A 21,680-nucleotide genomic window follows, 5' to 3' on the forward strand; every position below is an offset into this window, starting at 1 on the left:
GAGATTCCCGGCCTTGATTATCGTTTGACGGCACTATTTCGTGCCACGCATATAAAATCAATGGAGCCGGCCACTTCCTCCAAGCAGCCAGCTCCACCCTCTCCCTCCAGAGAAATCAAATCCCTGAGTTAGGCTACCTCGTGGTTTGCCATGCGTTCAAGTGCACGCACGAGACCGGAGTGGTCGAGACCATCGTCGCCATGCGCCGCGCAGGAGTTGAACAGTTCCTGTGCCATGGCCGTGTTCGGCAGCGAAATACCGAGCGCCTTTGCGCCTTGCAGTGCAAGGTTCAAATCCTTCTGGTGCAGCGAGATGCGGAAGCCCGGATCGAAGGTTCGCTTGATCATGCGTTCGCCATGCACTTCGAGAATGCGGGACGATGCAAAACCGCCCATCAGGGCTTCGCGCACCTTTGCCGGGTCCGCGCCCGCCTTGGAAGCGAAAACCAGCGCTTCGGCAACAGCCTCGATGTTGAGCGCGACGATGATCTGGTTTGCAACCTTGGTGGTCTGGCCATCGCCGCAATCACCGACGAGCGTGATGTTCTTGCCCATGAGCTTCAGGAGCGGCAGAGCGCGGTCGAACGATTCCTGCGAGCCGCCAGCCATAATGGAAAGGCTGGCATTCTTTGCACCGACTTCGCCGCCGGAAACCGGCGCATCAACATATTCACCGCCGGTTGCGCGGACCTTTTTCGCGAATTCCTTCGTCTCGATGGGGGAAATCGAGCTCATGTCGATGAGCAGCTTGCCTTTGCCAAGTCCACCGATCGCTCCACCCTCGCCGAAGATGACTTCGGCCACCTGCGGCGTGTCCGGAAGCATGAGGATGATGATGTCGCACTCTTCGGCAACAGCCTTCGGCGTTTCCAGAATTTGCAGACCGTTATCGATCAGCTCCTGACGCGGTGGAGGATTGAACCGGGAGGTGAAAAGCTGATGTCCCGCATCCTGCAAATGACGCGCCATCGGCGTGCCCATGATCCCCAGTCCGATGAAGCCTATCTTGGCCATGTCGTTTACTCCCTAATAGCGCTTTTCGATCTGACTTTATCAGATCGGCGCTCCAATCATTTGCTTGCGCGCATCTTGTCCGAAAACCGCTTCACACTTTTCGGGATGCGCTCCAATCTATGCAGTCAGCCGTTCGGCTTCGTAGTTTTTGAACCAGCCCAGACCTTCCTCCGTGGTGGTCTTCGGCTTGTATTCACAGCCGATCCAGCCCTTGTATCCGGCATTTTTCAGTGCTTCGAACACGTTCGGATAATTGATCTCACCAGTGCCCGGCTCATTGCGACCCGGATTGTCGGCAAGCTGAATATGGGCAATCAGCGGCTTGTAACGTTCATAAGTCGCAACCAGTTCGCCGCGTGTCCGCTGCTGATGGTAGAGGTCGTACTGGATGAACAGATTGTTGCTGCCCACTTCATCGATGATCGAAACCGCCTGCTCTACCGTGTTGAGGTAGAAGCCCGGAATGTCATAGTGGTTGATCGGCTCGATCAGCAGGCGAATGCCGTGCTTGCCCAGTTCCTTTGCGGCCAGACGCAGATTGCTGACGAAAGTGGCACGCAAGACGTCCGGATCGACACCCTGCGGGGCAATGCCGGAAAGGCAATTGACCTGCGAACAGTTGAGCGTCGTGGCATAGTTGATGGCATCAGCCACACCGCGCCGGAAATCATCGATGCGATCCGGCAGAACCGCAATACCGCGCTCGCCACCAGCCCAGTTGCCCGCAGGCAGATTGTGCAGGACCTGCGCGAGGTTATGCTTGGTCAGCGCCGCCTTCAGCTCATGCCGGTTGAACTCGTAAGGGAAGAGATACTCCACCCCGGTGAACCCGGCCTTCGCGGCCAGCGCAAAGCGATCCATGAAAGGCACTTCATTGAAGAGCATTGTGAGATTGGCTGCAAATCTAGGCATTTTCGCCTCCTTTAAATTTTAATCCAAAAAAGCTGCGATAGCGGTAGGCGCATCTTCGCCACGTTCGGCCAGTTCCTCGAATTCGACAACCTGATCGATGTCGACACCCATGGAGATATTGGTAACGCGTTCCAGGATGAATTCCAGAACCACCGGCACCTGATGTTCCGCCATCAGCGCTTTTGCCTGTTCAAAGCTTTCGGCAAACTGGTTGGGGCTGCGAACCCGGATCGCCTTGCAGCCGAGACCCTCTGCGACGGCGACGTGATCGACGCCGTAACCCTTTTCTGCATCGCCATCGGCATTGATGTTGTCGAAGGCGAGGCTCACCTCGAAATCCATGTTGAAGCCGCGCTGCGCCTGTCGGATGAGGCCGAGATAGGAATTGTTCACGACCACATGAATATAGGGCAGCTTGTGCTGTGCGCCGACCGCCAGTTCCTCGATCATGAACTGGAAATCATAGTCGCCGGAAAGCGCAACAATCGGACGATCAGGATCGGCAGCACGGACACCGAGCGCTGCTGGTAACGTCCAGCCGAGCGGACCAGCCTGACCGCAATTGATCCAGTTGCGCGGACGATAGACATGCAGGAATTGCGCGCCCGCAATCTGGCTGAGGCCGATGGTCGTGACATAGCAGGTATCGCGGCCGAACGCCTTGTTCATCTCCTCATAGACCCGCTGCGGCTTGAGCGGCGTCTGGTCGAAATGCGTCTTGCGCAGCATGGTGCGCTTGCGCTCGCCGCATTCCCTGGCCCAGTCGGACCAGTCGCGCAGCTTACCGGCAGACTTCCATTCGGTCGCAACGTCCAGCAGCAGCTTCAGCGCCTTGCCTGCGTCTGAGACGATACCGAAATCCGGTGCAAAGACACGACCGATCTGTGTTGGCTCAATGTCGATATGGATGAATTTGCGATCTTTCTTGTAGGTATCGACATTACCCGTATGACGGTTCGCCCAGCGGTTGCCGATACCGATAACGACATCGGAAGCCAGCAGATTGGCATTGCCATAGCGGTGCGAGGTCTGCAGACCGCACATGCCCGCCATCAGGCGATGGTCGTCAGGAATGACACCCCAGCCCATCAGGGTCGGGATGACCGGAATGCCAGTGATTTCGGCGAACTCGACCAGAAGATCGGAGGCATCGGCATTGATGATGCCGCCGCCTGCGACGATCAGCGGACGTTCCGCCTCGTTCAGCATGGCGAGCGCCTTTTCGGCCTGCACCCGCGTGGCCGCCGGCTTGTAGGCTTCCATGGGCTGATAGGTGTCGATGTCGAATTCGATTTCCGCAAGCTGGACATCGATTGGCAGGTCGATCAGAACCGGACCGGGACGGCCCGACTTCATGATATGGAACGCCTTCTGGAAGACATAAGGAACCAGTGCGGGTTCCATGACCGTGACCGCCCACTTGGTGACGGGCGCTGCGATCTTGGCGATATCGACCGCCTGAAAGTCTTCCTTGTCCAGACGTGCACGTGGCGCCTGGCCCGTGATGCAGAGGATCGGGATCGAGTCGGCAGAAGCCGAATAAAGGCCCGTAATCATATCCGTTCCAGCGGGGCCGGAGGTGCCGATGCACAGACCGATATTGCCATGCTTGGCGCGGGTATAGCCTTCGGCCATATGCGACGCACCCTCGACGTGACGCGCCAGTATGTGGCGGATCGAGCCGCGCGCTTTCATCGCCGAATAAAATGGATTGATCGCCGCGCCCGGTACACCGAAAGCACAATTGATCCCTTCTTTTTCCAGCACAAGCACGGCTGCATCGACTGCACGCATTCTGGCCATGACGGCTCCCTCCTCAAGCAGCGTCCGTTCCGCTGGAACGGCTATTGCCGCTTTGTTTCTTTTTCTCACGCATTTCCAGACGCAAAAGGCTTACGCACTTTTGCTGGAAATGATTTGTGGAATTCATCTCCATTTACAAATGCTAATATCAAAAAATGGAAATGCATACCATTATATGGAAATAAAGATTTTCAACGTAATGGAGATAATCCGCCGCTCCCTTTCCGAGTAGCAATCGATGCGATAGTGATAATTCCTGAGTTTAGACGGGATTCGGAGACGGTGATGGAACAGGCAAAGGTAAAGCGGGGCCGCAAGGCGGCGGAGAACGCCGCGCCCTCGTCTGTGCAGGTTCTGGACCGAAGCCTGAAGCTGCTGGCGCTGATTGCCGAGAATGACGGCTCGACACTGACCGACCTTGCCGATGAGAGCGGCATGGCGCCCTCAACCGTGCACCGCCTTCTGTCGTCGCTGGCCAATCATGGTATGGTTTCCCACGATCTGGAAAGCGGAGACTGGACCATCGGCGTCAAGGCTTTCGAAATCAGCAATGCCTTTCGCCGCTTCCGCAAGCTCGGCATTCTGGCGCGGCCCTATCTCAAGACATTGATGGAAACGAGCGGCGAGACCGCCAATATCGGCGTCGAGGATGGCGGCGATGTCGTGTTCATCTCGCAGATCGAAAGCCATGCGCCGATGCGAGCCTTTTTCCGGCCCGGACGGCGCGGGCCGATCCATGCATCCGGCATCGGCAAGGCCATATTGTCCACCTGGTCGGACAAGGAAATTGCGCACGTTCTTTCGGGTCGTACGCTTGAACATTTTACGCAGCGCACACTCGACAACCTGCCTGCGCTACTGAAAGATATTCAGGCGACCCGCACGCGCGGCTGGTCTGTCGACGATGAGGAGCATACGCTTGGCATGTGCTGCATTGCCGCTCCCATCTTCAATGAGTATGGCGAGGCGATTGCCGGTATTTCCGTTTCTGGCCCTGCCGTGCGTCTGCCGAAAAAGAAGCTCGAGGAATTCGGGCCGCTCATCCGCTCCACCGCTGATGAGCTGACCCGCGCCATGGGCGGCAAACGCCCGGAAGAGTTTTAACAAAAAGACCCGCAGCGGATCGCTCCGCCACGGGTCATCCTCCTCCAAGGATTGGGGTATCAGGCCAGTTCGGCCTTGAGCGGCTTGCCAGCCGCATAGGTTTCGACGATGGCGCGGTCATCGCCTAGCGTCTGCAACAGGAACAGTTCCTGCTCCAGCGTCGCGCCAGCCGCCATGCGAAGTCGCATTGGCGATGTTGCGGACGAATCCAGCACCACGATATCGGCTTCCGTGCCCTCATCGAGCGTACCGATCTTGTCTTCCATGGAGAGCGCGCGGGCATTGCCAAGCGTCATCATGTAAAATGACTGGAACGGGTTCAGACGCTGTTCACGCAGTTGCAGGACTTTGTAGCCCTCGTCCATGGTGCGCAGCATGGAGAAACTCGTGCCGCCGCCAACGTCGGTTGCCACCGCCATGCGCACGCCTGACGCTTTCAGTCGGTCGCGGTCGAAAAGCCCGGAACCAAGGAACAGGTTCGAGGTCGGGCAGAAAACGGCAATCGAACCCGTTTCCGCCATGACGCGCACTTCGCGCTCTTCCAGATGGATCGAGTGGCCGAGCAGGGTCTTGTCACCCAACAGGCCGTAATGCTCGTAAATGCCGAGATAATCAGGCGCATCGGGATAGAGCGACTTGGTGAAAGAGATTTCGTCGTGATTTTCGGAAAGATGCGTCTGGATGTAGCTGCCGGGATGCTCACGAACAAGCGCCTGGCTTGCTTCGAGCTGCTCCGGCGTCGACGTAATGGCAAAGCGTGGCGTGATTACATAATCGAGGCGGCCCTTGCCCTGCCAGCGCGCAATCAGTGCCTTCGTATCGTCATATCCGGACTGTGCCGTGTCGCAGAGTGCAGGCGGCGCATTGCGATCCATCATCACCTTGCCGCCAAGCATGCGCATGTTACGATGCTGTGAAGCACGGAAATAGGCATCGACGCTCTGCGGATGCACGGAGCAATAAGCAACCGCCGTGGTGGTGCCGTGGCGGATCAGCTCGTCAAGAAAGCGCTCCGCGATGAATTCGGCATGCTGCTCGTCGGCAAATTTCTGCTCCGCGACGAATGTATAGGTGTTGAGCCACTCCAGGAGATTGGCGGCATAGGAAGCAACCACCTGCGTCTGCGGATAATGGATATGCGTATCGATGAAACCGGGCAGGATCAGGTGCGGGCGATGGTCGACGACGTTGACGTCGCTGCCTACCTCGGCACTGACTTCGGCATAGTCTCCGAGACGCAATATGCGGCCATCTTCGACCAGCACGGCACCGTCTTCAATGTAGCGATAAGCGGCATTGTCATCGAGGCTCTGCGGTTCGTCACGAAAGGTCAGCACGCGGCCGCGGATCAGAAGCTTGGTCATCAAATTGGTCCTTATTTCGGGCCTTGCGTGGCAGACTGGTACCAGGAGGCAAGAAGCTGGCGCTCTTCCTCGCTCACGCCGGTGACATTGGCGGGCGGCATGGCATGCGAGCGGCCTGCCTGCAGATAGATTTCACGCGCATGGGCCGCGATATCGCGGTCGGTGTCCAGCACGACACCCTTGGGCGGTGCAATGATGCCTTCCCAGCCTGGCTCCTTGGCGTGACACATGGCGCAGCGCCCGAGAACGGTATCCCGCACTTTTTCAAAGTGCGGGTCCGAGATAAAAGATTGCTGCAATGCCGAGACCTTCTGTTCTTCCGGCTCACCGGTCAGAACTTTCGGCACTGTCGACAGCCAGATGATGATGATGAACAGGATCACCGTGACCAGCCAGGTCCAGGTCGGACTGCCCTTGCGGGCGTGCTGCGTGTTGAACCAGTGGCGGATCGTGACGCCCATCAGGAACACCAGCGAGGCGATGATCCAGTTGAATTGCGTCCCGAAAGCCAGCGGATAGTGGTTCGACAGCATCAGGAACAGAACAGGCAGCGTCAGATAGTTGTTATGCGTCGAGCGCTGCTTGGCGATCTTGCCGTACTTCGGGTCCGGCTTGCGGCCTGCGATCAGATCCGCCACCACGATCTTCTGGTTCGGAATGATGACCATGAACACATTGGCAGACATAACCGTCGCGGTGAAAGCGCCAAGATGCAGGAAGGCTGCGCGTCCGGTGAACAGATGCGTATAGCCCCAGGCAACAAACACAAGCACGACATAGAGCATCACCATCAGCAGCGTATCGCTTTTGCCGAGCATGAGCTTGCAGATCGTGTTGTAGGCAATCCAGCCAAAGGCCAGCGAAGCGATCGAAATGCCGATGGCGACGGGGCGCGAGACATCGAGAACATTCGGATCGATCAGGTAAAGATCAGCTCCGGCGTAATAAACGATGCAGAGCAGCGTGAAACCCGACAGCCAGGTGGCGTAGGATTCCCATTTGAACCAGGTCAGGTGTTCCGGCATTTCGGCAGGCGCAACCAGATATTTCTGGATGTGATAGAAGCCACCACCATGGACCTGCCATTCCTCACCATGCGCACCTTCCGGCAAGCCGGGACGCTGGCGCAAACCCAGATCAAGCGCAATGAAGTAAAAGGACGAGCCGATCCACGCAATCGCGGTAATCACATGCAGCCACCGCGCTGCGAAGCCCAGCCAGTCCCAGGCTACAGCGAAATCATACATCAGGTACTCCCATTTCTCGGCTCATTTCTTGACCCAATTTTGGGCCCCATTGTTCGTTGTTGCATTATGTGCCAAAGGAATCAGGTTCAGGGAACGTCACATCACGACCAGCACTTTCAAAAAAATCTAGACAATCGTGGAGGGGACGTATGTCATATCTTGATAATCTGCGCGTTTTTGTGCGCGTTGTCGAATTGGGAAATCTATCTGCGGCGGGTCGCGACCAGCGCGCATCGCCAGCGGTTGCAAGCAATCGAATCAAGGAGTTGGAGAAGCACCTGGGGGTCAGGCTCTTCAACCGGACGACGCGCAAGCTCACGCCGACAGAACACGGTCGCGTATTCTACGACGGAGCATTGAAAATCCTCGAAGCCGTGGATGAAGCGGAAGCGGCTGTGGCGGAATTGGCGAAGAATCCGAAGGGATCGATTCGCATCACAGCCCCACTTGGCTTCGGAAGACGGCTGATTGCATCAGGGATTCCGGAGTTTCACGACAAATATCCAGACATCGAAGTGCGGCTTCGCTTGTCCGATCATGAAGTCGACATCATGAGCGAAGGCGTCGACGTTGCTTTCAAGCTCGGTGTTCTGGAGAATTCGAACCTGCGCATGCGTGGCATCATGAATTGCGAGCGCGTGATCTGTGCTGCGCCTGAATATCTGGAAAAACATGGGGTTCCGCAGTCGCCGGACGAATTGCTTGGCGACAAGCATGATTGCCTTCTGCTGCGTTTTCCGGGCTCGAAGGAATATTACTGGTCGCTGCAGACGGCGGAAGGCTTGCGCAAGTTCGAAGTTACCGGGCCATATGACTCGGATGACGGCGACGTATTGACGCAATGGGCGCTCGGTGGACGCGGCATCATCAACAAGCCGCTGTTCGAAGTGAAGGAATATATCCGCGACGGACGGCTGGTCCCCATCCTCGAAAGCACGCCACCTGCGCCGATCCAGCTTGCTGCGATTTACCCGCACAAGCGCTTTCAGGATCCAAAGGTGCGTCTGATCATCGATTTCATGACGGAACGGTGCCAGCGATTGATCCGCGAGGCTTTGGTTTAGGGCGGCTAAAACCGCTCTAAACCTTTGTTTTCAATTATTGTATTGCGCGAAACGGTTTCGCGCCTTTGCTGAAAATACTCAAAGAAAAACCCGCCTGATCAGGCGGGTTGCGAGACACGTACGGAAGTCAGAACTGCCGTCAGAACTTCGGCTGCGGCCAATGCCGCAATGACTTCCGGTCTCTTGTCCTTCACAACTGCCCCACCAACGGGACAGATCAGATTTTTAAAAAGATTGTCGTTACCGACTTCCCGTTTCAACCAATTTTTGAAAGTCGCTTTTTTGGTCTTCGAGCCGATCATGCCGACATAGACGGCATCGCGCCGCTGCAAAGCCTCCGTGACGATGAGAAAATCCAGCGCATGGTCATGGGTGAGGACGATGAAAGCGCTGCCCGGCGGCGCGGAGCGCACCACCTGCTCGGGCATCGCCGAAAGACAGGTTTCTACACCCGGCACATCGCAGGCCATCAGCTCTGCTTCCCGCGTATCCACCAGAACAACCCGGACAGGCGTAAACGAAAGCGCATTCGCCAGCGCATCGCCAACATGGCCCGCGCCGAAGACATAGACGTGCGGGCGCGTGGCTATTTCCGCATCGACCTTGCTGACAAGCTCGTCGGTGAGCCCACGGCTGACACGCCTGAAGCTCAGGCCCACCCGTCCGCCGCAGCACTGGCCGATTTCAGGGCCGAGTGGCACATCCATCGGTGTGTCCCTGCCACCGAGCAGTATTTTCCGGGCATGGTCGATCGCCATATATTCGAGCTGACCGCCGCCGATGGTCCTGAAGATCATATCGCGGGCAACCAGCATCCATGCCCCGGCATCGCGGGGCGCAGAGCCTTTCACATCGGTGACTTCAACCAGCACACTGTCGGGACGCCGGTTGAGAAAAGCCCGGATATCGTCGCGTGCACCCGGCATCGTCCTAGCCCTTTTGCTTGCGGAGCCGTTCGATGGCCATCAGCACACGTTCCGGTGTTGCAGGCGCATCGAGACGCGGGCAGACCTTGTGATCGGCCACGCTGGCGACGGCATCGGCCAGGGCATGCAGCACCGACAGCCCAAGCGGCAGCGGCGGTTCGCCGACAGCCTTGGAACGATGGATCGTCGGCTCATAAGCCTCGGACCAGTCGGTCAGCGCGACATTGAAGATCTTGGGCCGGTCAGACGCCAACGGAATCTTGTAGGTGGAAGGCGCATGGGTGCGAAGCCGCCCCTTGTCGTCCCACACAAGCTCCTCGGTCGTCAGCCAGCCCATACCCTGCACGAAGCCGCCTTCAACCTGACCGATATCGATGGCGCGGTTCAGGGAACGCCCGGTATCATGCAGAATATCGGTGCGCTCCACCACATATTCGCCAGTCAGAGTATCGACGGAAACTTCGGAACAGGCTGCTCCGTAAGCATAGTAATAGAAGGCATGGCCCCGGCCCTTGGCACGGTCCCAGTGGATTTTCGGCGTCTTGTAGTGACCTGCCGCCGATAGCTGCACGCGGCCGATAAAGGCCTGCTTTACGAGATCGTTGAAGCTGATTTCCTGATTGCCGATGCGAACCCGGTTGGGAAGAAACACGACCTGATCTTCCGGCACCTGATATTGCTGTGCCGCAAAATGGATGAGACGCTTCTTGATCTGGCGAGCAGCATCCTGTGCAGCCATCCCGTTGAGATCGGCACCGGAAGAAGCTGCCGTCGGCGCCGTGTTCGGCACCTTGGCGGTCGTCGTCGCGGTGATCTTCACGCGGTCGATGTCGATCTGGAATTCCTCGGCCACGACCTGCGCCACTTTCATATGGAGCCCCTGCCCCATTTCCGTGCCGCCATGGTTCATATGCACCGAGCCGTCATTATAGACATGCACCAGAGCGCCAGCCTGGTTGGACTCCGTCTTGGTGAAGGAAATGCCGAATTTCACCGGCGTCAACGCCATGCCGCGTTTCACATAACGGCTTTTCGCGTTGAATTCGCGGATTGCTTCGCGGCGCTTTGCGTAATCGGAACTTTCCTCAAGTTCCGCAACGATGCGCTGAATAATGCAATCTTCGACCTTCTGATGATAGGGGGTGACGTTGCGCGTCCCATCCTTACCCATCTCGTCGTAGAAATTGCGCTTGCGGATTTCGAGCGGATCCTTGCCGACAGCGAAAGCCACTTCATCGATGACGCGTTCAGCACCAACCATGCCCTGCGGGCCGCCAAAACCGCGAAATGCCGTATTCGACACGGTGTTCGTGTAAAGCGGTGCCGACTGCGCATGAACTGCCGGGAAGAAATAGGCATTATCGCAGTGAAACAATGCGCGGTCGCCGACCGGCCCGGAAAGGTCTGCCGAGAAACCGGCATTGAGGGCAAACAGATAATCGATGCCCAGAATATTGCCGTCATCGTCGAAGCCGACTTCATAGTCGATGACAAAGCCGTGGCGCTTGCCGGTTGAGGTCATGTCCTCGTCGCGGTCGAGCCTGATCTTCATGGCGCGCTTGTGCTTTTTGGCCGCAATGGCTGCAATGGCCGCCCATTGGTTGGCCTGTGTTTCCTTGCCGCCGAAGCCACCACCCATCCGGCGCACTTCCACCGTCACGGAATGGCTCGGCACGCCCAGCGCATGGGCAACCAGATGCTGCGTTTCGCTCGGTCCTTGCGTGGAGCAATAGACGGTGACGTCTTCATCCTCGCCGGGAATAGCAAGCGAAACCTGGCCTTCCAGATAGAAATGATCCTGCCCGCCAAGATACATGCGGTTCTTGATACGGTGCGGCGCGGCGTCTATGGCCGCACGTGCATCGCCGCGCTTCAGCGTCAATGGCGTGGTGACAAGCCGGTCCTTCAGACCGTCCAGCGCATCGATGGAATAAATGCCCGCTGCTTCCTCATATTCGATCTTCGCCAGACGGGCAGCGCGGCGCGCCTGATCGCGGGTTTTCGCGATAACCGCAAAGATCGGCTGGCCATGGAACTCGACCTTGTCGACGGCAAAGATCGGGTCGTCATGCATGCCCGATGGCGAAACATCGTTTTCGCCAGGCACGTCCTTGTAGGTCAGCACGTCGACCACACCGGGAGCGGCGCGCACTGCCGACAAATCAATCGACTTGAATGATCCATGTGCGACGGAGGAATAGCCGACCCCGATATGCAACGTGCCTTCGGGCTCCGGTATATCGTCAATATAGACAGCCGTTCCCGTCACATGCTTGTGCGCGGAATCGTGCTTCTGGTCGGTCGCGACGCCGCCGACAATGCGGGCAGCTTTCAATGCGTTTGCAGGATGCTTGTTCATGATTGCCTCCTCACGCCGCCGCGATTTCAGCCGCACGCAGCGGCGTGTAACTGCCTTCCGTTTCGGCGAAGAAACGCCGCAACAGATTGCGCGCCGCGAGCAACCGGTAATCCGCTGTCGCGCGCATATCGCTCAAGGGCGTATAGTCCTGTGAATAGACTTCCAATGCCGCTTCAACCGTAGCCTCGGTCCAGGGCTTGGCCGTCAGTTCGGCTTCCACCGCGCTGGCGCGCTTCGGCGTTGCGGCCATGCCGCCATAGGCGATGCGAATTGTTTCCACATTGCCGGCTGCGTCGAGCGTCAGATAGAAGCTACCCAGCGTCGCCGTAATGTCTTCCTCGTAACGCTTCGACACTTTGTAAATGGCAAAATGGCTACCTTCGCGCGGCACCGGCACATGCACGGCCTCGACAAACTCGCCGGGCTGGCGATCCTGCTTGCCATAAGCGATAAAGAACTCTTCCAGAGGTATGGTGCGGCGCTCCGCCCCTTTGCGAAGCGTCAGCTTTGCATTGAGCGCGATCAGCGGCGGCGGCGTGTCGCCAATTGGCGAACCATTGGCGATATTGCCGCCGATGGTTCCCATATTACGCACCTGCTCGCCGCCGATACGGTTGATGAGGCTCCCGAGCTGCGGGATGCTTCTGGCGAGAAATCCGAACGCTTCTGTGTAGGTCACACCTGCGCCGATGGTAACGACACCGTTTTCCTCGCGGATGGAACGCAGCTCCTCCAGATGACCGATGAAGACGACCGGGGAAATATCGCGCATCATCTTGGTGACCCACAGGCCCACATCGGTGGAACCAGCAACGATGGTTGCCTTCGGCTCCGCCGCCAAAATGGTGGCGAAATCATCGATATCACCGGGCACAATCAGGCGATCCTTGCCTTCGCCCACTTCCACCCGCACGCCGTCATGCATGGCGGTCAGCTGTTCAAGAACATGGGCGCGCTCGGCTGCAAGCGGGTCTTCCATGACCGTACCATAGTCGGAAATGATGCGGGCGGCGCGCATGATCGCCTCATAGCCCGTGCAGCGGCAAAGATTGCCCTGCAAGGCTTTCTCAATCTGCGTATCGGCAGGCTTCGGTTCGCGCATCCACAAGGCGTAGAGCGACATGACAAAGCCCGGCGTGCAGAAGCCGCATTGCGAGCCATGGAACTCGATCATCGCCTTTTGCACCGGATGCAGATCGCCGTCGGCCCCGCGCAGATGCTCGATGGTCACCACATGGCAGCCATCCAGCGAACCCATGAAGCGGATGCAGGCATTGACGCTCTCGTAAACGAGCTTGCCGTTGGAAATCTTGCCGACCAGCACCGTGCATGCGCCGCAATCGCCTTCGCCGCAACCTTCCTTGGTGCCGCGCAGTTTGGCGGACAGCCGCAGATAGTCGAGCAGCGTTTCGGTCGGGGAAACACGGTCGAGTTCGATCTTTTCACCGTTCAGAAGAAAGCGGATCGTATGTCGCACGGACTGGTGCACTGACTGGTTCATGGCGCTTAGCTCCCGCGATAGGTGGAATAGGAAAACGGCGAAACGAGAAGCGGTACATGATAATGCGCTTTTTCATCGGAAATGCCAAAGCGCAGTGGGACAACATCGAGGAACGGAATGGCATCATCGGTCTTGCCGAAATACTCGCCGACGTGGAACAGAAGCTCGTAGGAGCCGGTCCGCAGATTCTCGCCCGACAGCAACGGCTCGCTGCAACGGCCATCGTCATTGGTGCGAATTTCCCGGATCGGTTCGGCCTGCTGATTCTCGACGCGACGCAATTCGATGCGCAGATTTGCAGCCGGTTTGCCGCTTACCGTGTCGAGGACATGCGTCGTCAACCGGCCATTACCGCTCTTTTCCTGACCCATTTGCACTCCTGCAGCTTGCTGATTCTCTAATCAAGTAGACTGGAAAATGTTACAAGCTTTTGATTTCCGGTGGTTTATTTCGGCCCAACGTCGCCATTGGCTGTGGGGGCCGCAAACCACACCATGTTCCCAGCATTCAGTATTTCGCGATCCTTCTCATTGTGAAAGATGGTTATCGTTGGATGTCTTTCAAATTTTTGAAGGGGAATAATAGCGATAAATCTTTATTATCATGGGTAAAACGAACGAAAACGAGGGAAGACCCGCAATGAAATATCCGCGCAATCTCGTCGGCTATGGACGCAACACGCCAGATCCGCGCTGGCCGGGCGGAGCCAATATCGCTGTTCAGTTCGTCGTGAACTACGAGGAAGGCGGCGAATGCTGCATTCTTGACGGTGATCCGTCCTCCGAATGTCTCCTTTCCGAGATTGTCGGCGCGCAGCCCTGGAAGGGCCAACGCAACCTCAATATGGAATCCATCTATGAATATGGCGCACGCTCCGGCTTCTGGCGCCTGTGGCGCGCCTTCACCCGCCGTAACATGCCCGTCACCGTCTATGGCGTAACGCTTGCCATGGCGCGCAACCCGGAAGCCGTTGCAGCGATGAAGGAAGCCGACTGGGAAATCGCCAGCCACGGATTGCGCTGGTGGGAATATAAGGACGTTCCCGAAGAGATCGAACGCGAGCACATCCGCGATGCGGTTCGCCTCCATACCGAACTTACCGGCTCGCGCCCGCTCGGCATCTATCAGGGCAAGCCTTCCGACAACACGCTGAAACTGGTGATGGAAGAAGGCGGCTTTCTCTATTCCGCCGACTCCTATGCCGATGAGCTGCCTTACTGGGTTGAAGGTCCGAAGGGACCGCACCTGATCGTACCCTATACGCTGGATGCAAACGACATGCGCTTTGCGACTCCGCAGGGCTTCAATTCCGGCGATCAGTTCTACACCTACCTGAAGGATACCTTCGACGTACTCTACCGCGAAGGCGCGGAAGGTTCGCCGAAGATGATGTCCATCGGCCTGCATTGCCGCCTTGTTGGTCGTCCGGGCCGTGTGGCCGCGCTTGAGCGGTTCCTCGACTATGTGCAAAGCCATGAAAGGGTCTGGGTCGCCAAACGTATCGACATTGCCCGCCACTGGCATGAAAACTATAAGCCGGTCGCTGCCGATGTCATGCCTTCGAAAGCAGGCAAGGATGAGTTCGTCGCGCGTTATGGCGGCATTTTCGAGCATTCGCCGTGGATCGCCGAGCGTGCATATGATGCCGGTTTCACCCCGGAAGAAGACACTGCATCCGGCCTAGCTTCCGCGATGACGAAGGCATTTCGCGCGGCCTCGGCGGATGAACGGCTTGCGGTCTTGAAGGCGCATCCGGATCTCGCCGGCAAGCTTGCGCAGGCCAAGCGGCTGACCGCGGAATCGACCGCCGAACAGGCCGGGGCCGGTCTCGATGCACTGACTGATGCGGAAAAGCAGGCTTTCACCGAACTGAACGACGCCTATACCGCGAAGTTCGGCTTTCCGTTCATCATTGCCGTGAAGGGTCGCAACAAGAAGGAAATCCTCGACGCTTTCCGGCGCCGGGTTTCCAACGACCGCGACACGGAATTTGAAACGGCCTGTGCTCAGGTGGAGCGCATCGCCCTCCTGCGCCTCAAGGATATTCTGCCGGAAGCGCTTTACTGATCCCCAGCGTCTGGAAGGTCGGCTTCCGGGCGCTCTCATTTGATGATTTCACGGTACCTGTTTCGCCGTGATTGCTCAGGTTCTCACATAAGGAATTCCCCATATGGGCAACGACAAGAACAATCGCACCTATTATGCACCGACTGGCGGACTGCCGCCGCAGACCCAACTCCTCACCGATCGTGCCATGTTCACCGAAGCCTATGCAGTGATCCCAAAGGGCACGTTCAGCGATATCGTAACGAGCTTCCTTCCCTTCTGGGACAAGACGCGGCTTTGGGTGATTGCGCGCCCCCTTTCTGGCTTTGCAGAGACCTTCTCGCAATACATCATGGAAGTGCAGCCAGGTGGCGGCAGCGACCGTGCCGAGCTGGATGAAAGCGCGCAAGGTGTGCTGTTCGTTGTTGAGGGTGAGATTGCCGTCACCGTGGCAGGCAAGACACACACGCTGACCGAAGGCGGCTATGCCTATCTGCCACCGAAGAGCGGCTGGACGCTCCGCAACAATGGCGCGGCAACAGCGCGGTTCCATTGGGTGCGCAAGGCATATGAATATGTCGACGGGCTTGATGTTCCCGACCCCCTATTCCTCAACGAAAAGGATATCGCGCCCAACCCGATGCCGGACACCAACGGCGCCTGGGCAACGACCCGCTTTGTCGATCCGAACGATCTGCGCCATGACATGCATGTCACCATCGTGACCCTGGAGCCGGGCGGCGTCATTCCATTTGCGGAAACCCACGTCATGGAACACGGGCTTTACGTGCTGGAAGGCAAGGCAGTTTATCGGCTCAATCAGGACTGGGTGGAAGTGGAAGCAGGCGATTTCATGTGGCTGCGCGCCTTCTGTCCGCAGGCCTGTTATGCTGGTGGTCCCGGCAAGTTCCGATACCTGCTCTACAAGGATGTCAACCGTCATATGAAGCTCTCCCGATAGGAGAGCAAACTGATCGAAGATCAGATCATATCGTCAAATGTACTCAGATAATGATAAAGGCCGGATCAATCCGGCCTTTATCATTTCTGGCCAGATGATCGGCCTAAGGCGCTCCGGTTAAAAACGGAACCGCTCTATCTCATTGCTTTTTTGCATGTCTTAATCCCAAAATCGTTTCAAACTTTTCGGGGCGTGCTCTAAAAACAAAAACGGCGAGCCGAAGCTCGCCGTACCATTCTTCCGACTGGAGATCAGATTTATAAACAACGCAGTCCTTCTACGCTATCGAATGGTTCTTTAAAAATAGTACAGATATAACGGAATGCAAATTACAATTTTGTTATATCAATAACAGATAAACTAAAATGCATTTTATTCTTTAATCATATTTCTTCGGTTCAATATCGCACACGAATAGTAAACCTTAAGCCTAACTATCAAGCAGTATATCGGGATGAACTGTTTGTTTTAATTTTCAGGCAAAACCGGGAGGCCGGAACCGGCCTCCCAGATCGGCATTAGTGCGGGTTCCAGATGCAATTAGAACGAGCGCTGGAAACGGATCATGCCCTGAACGGCATCCTTGCCGTTAAGATAGGACTTGCTGTCGCTCCACTTGGTATAGGAGACTTCCGGCGTAACCGTGAAACCCGGAACCATTTCGTAGGCCACGTTGGCAGTGGCTGCGAAAGTGCTGGTGCCATCATAGGCGACCTGCGCATTAATGACGGCCTTGTCGGTAGCCTTGAATGCCGCACCGCCCCAGACAGCCCAATCGCCACCCCAGGTGCCGTAGAAGCTGCTGATCGCGCGAACGGGACCAATCACGTCGCCATTGCCATTGGTCGCGTTGATGTACTGGTCCTTGTTGGACTTGTAACCGCCCATGGCCCAGACCGAGAAGCGGTCCGTAACGTTCACGTCGGCGCGAACCTTGCCGGCCCATTCTTCGTTGCGAGCGTCATATGCTGCAACACCTGCAATCTTGCCCCAGCCACCTTCATACTTCAGGCCACCGACAACATGCGGCGTGTAATCCTTGATGACGCCATCATAGCCGTACTTGCCGTCCGTATCGACATTGTTGCCCTGTTCGAGCGACAGAATGGCGGAGAAGCCATTGCCACCGGTAAAGGTATAGCTGATCAGGCCCGTGCGATAGCCGCCAGCGAGGATGACGTCATCGTTGATGACATCACCGAGGTAGCCCGGAAAGGTGACAAAGGCCGATTCATCAAGACCGACACGCAGGCCGCCAAGCTGGATATAGGCAAAGCGCAGCGAACCGGAGGAACCCTCAACACCATTGCCCCAATCGTAACGGGTTTCGGCAAAGGTCTTCAAAGTGCCAAGTTCGGTTTCCGAAGCAGTAGAGAGACGCAGCGTAAAACGAGCCTTGTTATCCCAAGAATTGCGGCGCGTATCAACGCTACCGTTGCGATCAACGAAGCCACGGCCGTAGACATTGTCGCCGCCCGTAGCGTCGTAACGAACATAGCCGGATACACGCAGGCAGGTTTCGGTGCCTGGAATATAGAAATATCCCGCACCATAGGCGTCGCAGACGCGAACATATTCAACAGATTCCGGTTCCGGCGTCACGACGGTGTCCGCAGCATATGCGCCCGTGGTTGCAACCAGTGCCGCAGCCGAACCGAACAACAAGCTCTTGATCTTCATTTCATTGCCTCCAGAAATTTTCAGACGAGGCCTCTTAGAATGGATCAACCAAATACATCAATTCCAATTTTAAGCATAAATCAGACACAGATTGGCCACTGTGCCAATTAAGACACTAATTATAAATTGCTTTACTTTATAGCTATTTATTTATTATTTAATATCACCAACAATAATTACCATATTACTTATCATTAGCAATTACATGATTGCTTCTGTGGCAACGCTAATACAATGAAACCAAAAGAAAACGGGGCTGAAACAGCCCCGCTCACTTCGTAACCTATTGTGATATCGGCGTTATTTTCCTGCGGCCTGTTGCGCATAGACATAGCTGTCATAGGTATACTCGGCGACCCGGAACCATTCGAAGCCCTCGTCGCGGAACTTTTTCCAGCTCGGATAGATTTTCGCCCAGGCCGGATTCTTCTCGTTGTATTCCGCATAGAGTTCGAATGCGACCTTGTAGGCGGCGTCCAGAACGTCTCGCGGCAAGGGCTGCAACTTGACCCCTTTCGACACGAGAGAACGAATCGCCGCGGTGTTCTTCACATCGTAAAGTGCGATCATGTTCTGAGTCGCGGCTTCAGCCGCTGTATTCAGCGCCACCTTGTAGGCTTCCGGCAGGCTTTCATATTGCTGCTTGTTGATGAAGAAGTGCACCGAGGCGCCACCTTCCCAGAAAGCCGGATAATAATAATAAGGCGCGATCTGGTAGAAGCCGAGCTTCTCGTCGTCATACGGACCGACCCATTCAGCCGCATCAATTGTGCCGCGCTCCAGCGACGGATAGATGTCACCGCCGGGAAGCTGCTGCGGGACGACTCCGAGACGCGACATGACTTCACCAGCCACGCCCGCAATGCGCATCTTCAGGCCCTTCAGATCCGCGAGACTCTTGATTTCCTTGCGATACCAGCCGCCCATCTGGGCTGCCGTGTTGCCGCCGACAATGCCGACAATGCCGTAATCGGCGAGGAACGCATTATAAAGCTCGTTGCCGCCGCCATGATAAAGCCAGGCGTTCTGCAGACGGGTGTTCATGCCGAAAGGAATTGCCGTGCCGATGGCGAAGGCTGGATTCTTGCCGGTGAAGTAATAGCCGCATGTATGCGCCATTTCGACCGTATTCGCCTGCACGGCATCGATCGCCTGTGGGCCGGGCACGATTTCACCGGCCTGGAATACCTGTATCTGGAACTTGCCCTCCGTCATCTTTGATACGGCGTCTGCCATGAAGACCGCGCCGCCATAGATGGTGTCCAGATTGTTCGGGAAGCCCGAGGTTAGACGCCAGCGGAGCGTCGGCAATTCCTGCGCGATTGCCGGAGTTGCAAGAGCAGCTCCGCTTGTCGCTGCGGCAGCGCCGATTGCAGCACCCTTCGTCAGAAATGTGCGACGGCTCAAATCCTGTTTCATGTGTCTCCTCCTAAGATGTTCTGGTTTTATCGAAACCTACGCAATGCTCGTTTTCCCCTCATTGCGCAGGCTTTTGCTGTTGATCCTTGTCCTGTCCGAAGCTCGGTTGCGGTGAGCCGAATGACGGCGCAGGCAGAGGCTCAGTAGACGGCGACGGCGCACCGAAAGGTGCTGGTGCCGCACCAAACGGATTTCCACCGCCCGCATCGGGCATCGGCACATTGATCTGGATCGATGCCGGGTCAGCCTGCGGATGGCCGCTCTTGTAGAGAGTGACGATTCCCGGAAAGCTGATAATGATACCGACCATGACAAGCTGGATTATCAGGAACGGGATCGAACCCATGTAGATCTGTCCGGACGTTACCGGCTGGATGGTCGCGCCAGTCACCTTGTCCTTGTAGGGTCGGGACGGAGCAACCGAACGCAGATAAAACAGCGAGAAGCCGAATGGCGGATGCATGAACGATGTCTGCATGTTGACTGCCAGCATGACGCCGAACCAGACCAGATCGATGCCCAGACTGTCGGCTACCGGCGCCAGAAGCGGGATGATGATGAAGGCAAGCTCGAAATAGTCGAGGAAGAAGGCCAGAAAGAACACCAGAATATTGGCGACGATCAGGAAGCCCACTTCACCGCCGGGAATCGACGTCATCAGGTGCTCGACCCAGACGTGACCGTTGACGCCATAGAACGTGAGTGAGAAAACGCGCGCGCCGAGCAGAATAAAGATAACAAAAGACGAGAGCTTTGCCGTGGCGTAGAGCGCCGAGGTCAGTATCGTCATGTTGAGACGGCGGTTGATGATGGCGAGAAGCAACGCACCGACCGCGCCCATGGCTCCACCTTCCGTGGGGGTCGCAACACCGATGAAGATCGTTCCCAAAACAAGGAAGATCAGTACGAGCGGCGGCACAAGCGAAATCACCACTTTCTGCGCCAGTTTCCAGCCCTTTAATGTACGAGCCTGAGGCGGTAGTGCCGGGACCGTATCAGGCCGGAAAATCGACATGCCAATGATGAAAGCGCAGTAGAAGCCGACAAGCAGCAGGCCGGGGACCAGCGCGCCCTTGTACATATCGCCAACCGAACGGCCGAGCTGGTCGGCTAGAACGATCAGAACAAGGCTCGGTGGAATGATTTGCGCCAGCGTGCCTGAGGCGGCAATCGTGCCGCTCGCCACTTTGCGATCATAGCCGTAGCGCAGCATGATCGGGAGCGAAATCAGCCCCATTGAAATCACCGAAGCGGCAACGACGCCGGTGGTTGCAGCCAGAAGTGCGCCGACGATAATCACCGCAAAAGCAAGCCCTCCACGCACCGGTCCGAAAAGCTGCCCGATCGTATCGAGCAGTTCTTCTGCCATGCCGCTTCGCTCCAGTATCAGCCCCATGAACGTAAAGAACGGAATGGCAAGCAATGTCTCGTTCGACATCTGCCCAAAGATGCGGTCCGGTATCGCTCCGAACAGATTGACCGGCAAAAGCCCCATTTCGATGCCGACGAAACCGAAGGCAAAACCGACAAAGGCCAGTGCGAAAGCCACAGGGTAGCCGAGCAACAACACGACCACCAGCGACAGAAACATCAACGGCGCGAGATTTTCCGCAATAAAAGCAATCATATCCATTCCCCTCAGAGCGCCTGGGCTTCTGCATCTTCAAGGGCGACCGTGTCCGGTATCCGCCCTTGAAGGATGGCGATGCGCTTGATGAGTTCGGAAATGCCCTGCAATGCGAGCAAGCCGAAGCCGATGGGGATCAGCATCCAGACCGGCCATAAAACCAGTCCGCCCGTATTGTTGGAGGTTTCACCGCTGGCAATCTTGGCTGCCACGATGGGCCAGGAGAGGTAAATCGTGATGAGGCAGAAAGGCAGGAGAAAAAAGATCGTGCCGAAAATCTCGACCAGAAGCTGGGTTCGCCGTGAATAGCGGCTGTAGAGCAGATCGACCTTCACATGCTCGCTATGCAGAAGCGTGTATCCGGCTGCGATCAGGAAGACCGCCGAGAACAGATACCACTGCGCTTCCAGCCATGCGTTCGAACTGAGATTGAACAGCTTGCGCGAGACTGCGTTGATCGCACTGATGAGCACCGCCACCAGGATCAGCCACGACACGGATTTTCCGATAAAATTATTGGCCGCGTCGATAGCACGCGACAACGCCAGCAAGACTGACATCGCTCCTCCCCTCCTTTTCCGCCTCCTCAAGCGGTTTTGGAGCGGATGATAGGACCGGCGATTCGACGTCGCAAGTTGACGAAAGTTCTAAGAA

The 21,680-nt window shown here is 56.7% G+C and carries 17 protein-coding genes; 4 read left to right on the forward strand and 13 right to left on the reverse strand.

Features of this window, described 5'->3' with window-relative positions; translation table 11 throughout:
* Nucleotides 1–128 precede the first annotated feature (128 nt).
* The 3 genes from glxR to gcl form a co-directional block, all read right to left on the reverse strand.
* Complete coding sequence (glxR, locus tag MKS82_RS07710) at nt 129–1,013, reverse strand: 2-hydroxy-3-oxopropionate reductase (RefSeq protein WP_109986081.1); 885 nt, start codon at nt 1,011–1,013, stop codon at nt 129–131.
* 117 nt (nt 1,014–1,130) lie between these two features.
* The gene (gene hyi / locus MKS82_RS07715; RefSeq protein WP_176037149.1) at nt 1,131–1,925 is read right to left on the reverse strand and encodes a hydroxypyruvate isomerase; all 795 of its coding nucleotides are present in this window, start codon (nt 1,923–1,925) and stop codon (nt 1,131–1,133) included.
* Between the two features lie 18 nt (nt 1,926–1,943).
* Nucleotides 1,944–3,728, reverse strand: coding sequence for a glyoxylate carboligase (gene gcl, locus MKS82_RS07720; protein WP_109986079.1), 1,785 nt, complete (start codon nt 3,726–3,728; stop codon nt 1,944–1,946).
* Between the two features lie 285 nt (nt 3,729–4,013).
* On the opposite strand from gcl, the gene MKS82_RS07725 reads away from it, so the two are divergent.
* Nucleotides 4,014–4,832 carry an IclR family transcriptional regulator gene (locus MKS82_RS07725; RefSeq protein ID WP_240578583.1) on the forward strand — a complete coding sequence of 273 codons (819 nt, stop codon included), beginning with the start codon at nt 4,014–4,016 and terminating at the stop codon, nt 4,830–4,832.
* Between the two features lie 59 nt (nt 4,833–4,891).
* Here the strand turns inward: MKS82_RS07725 and guaD are convergent, their stop codons facing one another.
* The gene (guaD, locus tag MKS82_RS07730) at nt 4,892–6,196 is read right to left on the reverse strand and encodes a guanine deaminase (protein WP_109986076.1); all 1,305 of its coding nucleotides are present in this window, start codon (nt 6,194–6,196) and stop codon (nt 4,892–4,894) included.
* 11 nt (nt 6,197–6,207) lie between these two features.
* Nucleotides 6,208–7,443 carry a urate hydroxylase PuuD gene (locus MKS82_RS07735; protein WP_109986075.1) on the reverse strand — a complete coding sequence of 412 codons (1,236 nt, stop codon included), beginning with the start codon at nt 7,441–7,443 and terminating at the stop codon, nt 6,208–6,210.
* A gap of 149 nt (nt 7,444–7,592) precedes the next feature.
* On the opposite strand from MKS82_RS07735, the gene MKS82_RS07740 reads away from it, so the two are divergent.
* A complete protein-coding gene (locus tag MKS82_RS07740) occupies nt 7,593–8,507 on the forward strand; it encodes a LysR family transcriptional regulator (RefSeq protein WP_109986074.1) in 915 nt (304 codons plus the stop codon).
* 98 nt (nt 8,508–8,605) lie between these two features.
* Here the strand turns inward: MKS82_RS07740 and xdhC are convergent, their stop codons facing one another.
* Genes xdhC through uraH form a run of 4 tightly spaced genes read right to left on the reverse strand, consistent with a single transcriptional unit; the run spans nt 8,606 to nt 13,664 of the window.
* On the reverse strand, nt 8,606–9,433 hold the full coding sequence (gene xdhC / locus MKS82_RS07745; RefSeq protein ID WP_109986073.1) for a xanthine dehydrogenase accessory protein XdhC: 828 nt from the start codon (nt 9,431–9,433) through the stop codon (nt 8,606–8,608).
* Between the two features lie 4 nt (nt 9,434–9,437).
* Complete coding sequence (xdhB, locus tag MKS82_RS07750) at nt 9,438–11,792, reverse strand: xanthine dehydrogenase molybdopterin binding subunit (protein ID WP_109986072.1); 2,355 nt, start codon at nt 11,790–11,792, stop codon at nt 9,438–9,440.
* A gap of 10 nt (nt 11,793–11,802) precedes the next feature.
* Nucleotides 11,803–13,281 (reverse strand): xanthine dehydrogenase small subunit, encoded by a 1,479-nt coding sequence (gene xdhA, locus MKS82_RS07755; protein ID WP_176037287.1) that lies wholly within the window; start codon nt 13,279–13,281, stop codon nt 11,803–11,805.
* A 17-nt stretch (nt 13,282–13,298) separates the two neighbouring features.
* Nucleotides 13,299–13,664 (reverse strand): hydroxyisourate hydrolase, encoded by a 366-nt coding sequence (gene uraH / locus MKS82_RS07760; RefSeq protein WP_109986070.1) that lies wholly within the window; start codon nt 13,662–13,664, stop codon nt 13,299–13,301.
* A gap of 268 nt (nt 13,665–13,932) precedes the next feature.
* Here uraH and puuE point away from each other — a divergent pair, with 268 nt between their 5' ends.
* Nucleotides 13,933–15,360: an allantoinase PuuE gene (gene puuE / locus MKS82_RS07765; protein WP_109986069.1), complete on the forward strand. Its 1,428-nt coding sequence runs from the start codon at nt 13,933–13,935 to the stop codon at nt 15,358–15,360.
* 103 nt (nt 15,361–15,463) lie between these two features.
* Nucleotides 15,464–16,300 (forward strand): bifunctional allantoicase/(S)-ureidoglycine aminohydrolase, encoded by an 837-nt coding sequence (locus MKS82_RS07770; RefSeq protein ID WP_109986068.1) that lies wholly within the window; start codon nt 15,464–15,466, stop codon nt 16,298–16,300.
* Nucleotides 16,301–16,840: 540 nt separating this feature from the next.
* Here the strand turns inward: MKS82_RS07770 and MKS82_RS07775 are convergent.
* The 4 genes from MKS82_RS07775 to MKS82_RS07790 all read right to left on the reverse strand — a co-directional run bounded on the left by MKS82_RS07775 (nt 16,841) and on the right by MKS82_RS07790 (nt 21,586).
* The gene (locus MKS82_RS07775; protein ID WP_109986067.1) at nt 16,841–17,980 is read right to left on the reverse strand and encodes a porin; all 1,140 of its coding nucleotides are present in this window, start codon (nt 17,978–17,980) and stop codon (nt 16,841–16,843) included.
* 300 nt (nt 17,981–18,280) lie between these two features.
* Entirely contained in the window at nt 18,281–19,399 is a 1,119-nt protein-coding gene (locus MKS82_RS07780; protein WP_109986066.1) for a TRAP transporter substrate-binding protein, read from the reverse strand.
* Between the two features lie 58 nt (nt 19,400–19,457).
* The gene (locus MKS82_RS07785; RefSeq protein WP_240578584.1) at nt 19,458–21,026 is read right to left on the reverse strand and encodes a TRAP transporter large permease; all 1,569 of its coding nucleotides are present in this window, start codon (nt 21,024–21,026) and stop codon (nt 19,458–19,460) included.
* Nucleotides 21,027–21,037: 11 nt separating this feature from the next.
* The gene (locus MKS82_RS07790; RefSeq protein ID WP_109986065.1) at nt 21,038–21,586 is read right to left on the reverse strand and encodes a TRAP transporter small permease subunit; all 549 of its coding nucleotides are present in this window, start codon (nt 21,584–21,586) and stop codon (nt 21,038–21,040) included.
* Nucleotides 21,587–21,680: the final 94 nt, after the last annotated feature.

It is taken from the genome of Ochrobactrum sp. A-1, from assembly GCF_022488005.1.
GTDB lineage: Bacteria > Pseudomonadota > Alphaproteobacteria > Rhizobiales > Rhizobiaceae > Brucella.

Bases quoted from the DNA above. Each gene is read 5' to 3' on its own strand.
- glxR (WP_109986081.1), bottom strand. From the start codon at position 1,013: ATGGCCAAGATAGGCTTCATCGGACTGGGGATCATGGGCACGCCGATG.
- hyi (WP_176037149.1), bottom strand. From the start codon at position 1,925: ATGCCTAGATTTGCAGCCAATCTCACAATGCTCTTCAATGAAGTGCCT.
- gcl (WP_109986079.1), bottom strand. From the start codon at position 3,728: ATGGCCAGAATGCGTGCAGTCGATGCAGCCGTGCTTGTGCTGGAAAAA.
- MKS82_RS07725 (WP_240578583.1), top strand. From the start codon at position 4,014: ATGGAACAGGCAAAGGTAAAGCGGGGCCGCAAGGCGGCGGAGAACGCC.
- guaD (WP_109986076.1), bottom strand. From the start codon at position 6,196: ATGACCAAGCTTCTGATCCGCGGCCGCGTGCTGACCTTTCGTGACGAA.
- MKS82_RS07735 (WP_109986075.1), bottom strand. From the start codon at position 7,443: ATGTATGATTTCGCTGTAGCCTGGGACTGGCTGGGCTTCGCAGCGCGG.
- MKS82_RS07740 (WP_109986074.1), top strand. From the start codon at position 7,593: ATGTCATATCTTGATAATCTGCGCGTTTTTGTGCGCGTTGTCGAATTG.
- xdhC (WP_109986073.1), bottom strand. From the start codon at position 9,433: ATGCCGGGTGCACGCGACGATATCCGGGCTTTTCTCAACCGGCGTCCC.
- xdhB (WP_109986072.1), bottom strand. From the start codon at position 11,792: ATGAACAAGCATCCTGCAAACGCATTGAAAGCTGCCCGCATTGTCGGC.
- uraH (WP_109986070.1), bottom strand. From the start codon at position 13,664: ATGGGTCAGGAAAAGAGCGGTAATGGCCGGTTGACGACGCATGTCCTC.
- puuE (WP_109986069.1), top strand. From the start codon at position 13,933: ATGAAATATCCGCGCAATCTCGTCGGCTATGGACGCAACACGCCAGAT.
- MKS82_RS07770 (WP_109986068.1), top strand. From the start codon at position 15,464: ATGGGCAACGACAAGAACAATCGCACCTATTATGCACCGACTGGCGGA.
- MKS82_RS07775 (WP_109986067.1), bottom strand. From the start codon at position 17,980: ATGAAGATCAAGAGCTTGTTGTTCGGTTCGGCTGCGGCACTGGTTGCA.
- MKS82_RS07780 (WP_109986066.1), bottom strand. From the start codon at position 19,399: ATGAAACAGGATTTGAGCCGTCGCACATTTCTGACGAAGGGTGCTGCA.
- MKS82_RS07785 (WP_240578584.1), bottom strand. From the start codon at position 21,026: ATGATTGCTTTTATTGCGGAAAATCTCGCGCCGTTGATGTTTCTGTCG.
- MKS82_RS07790 (WP_109986065.1), bottom strand. From the start codon at position 21,586: ATGTCAGTCTTGCTGGCGTTGTCGCGTGCTATCGACGCGGCCAATAAT.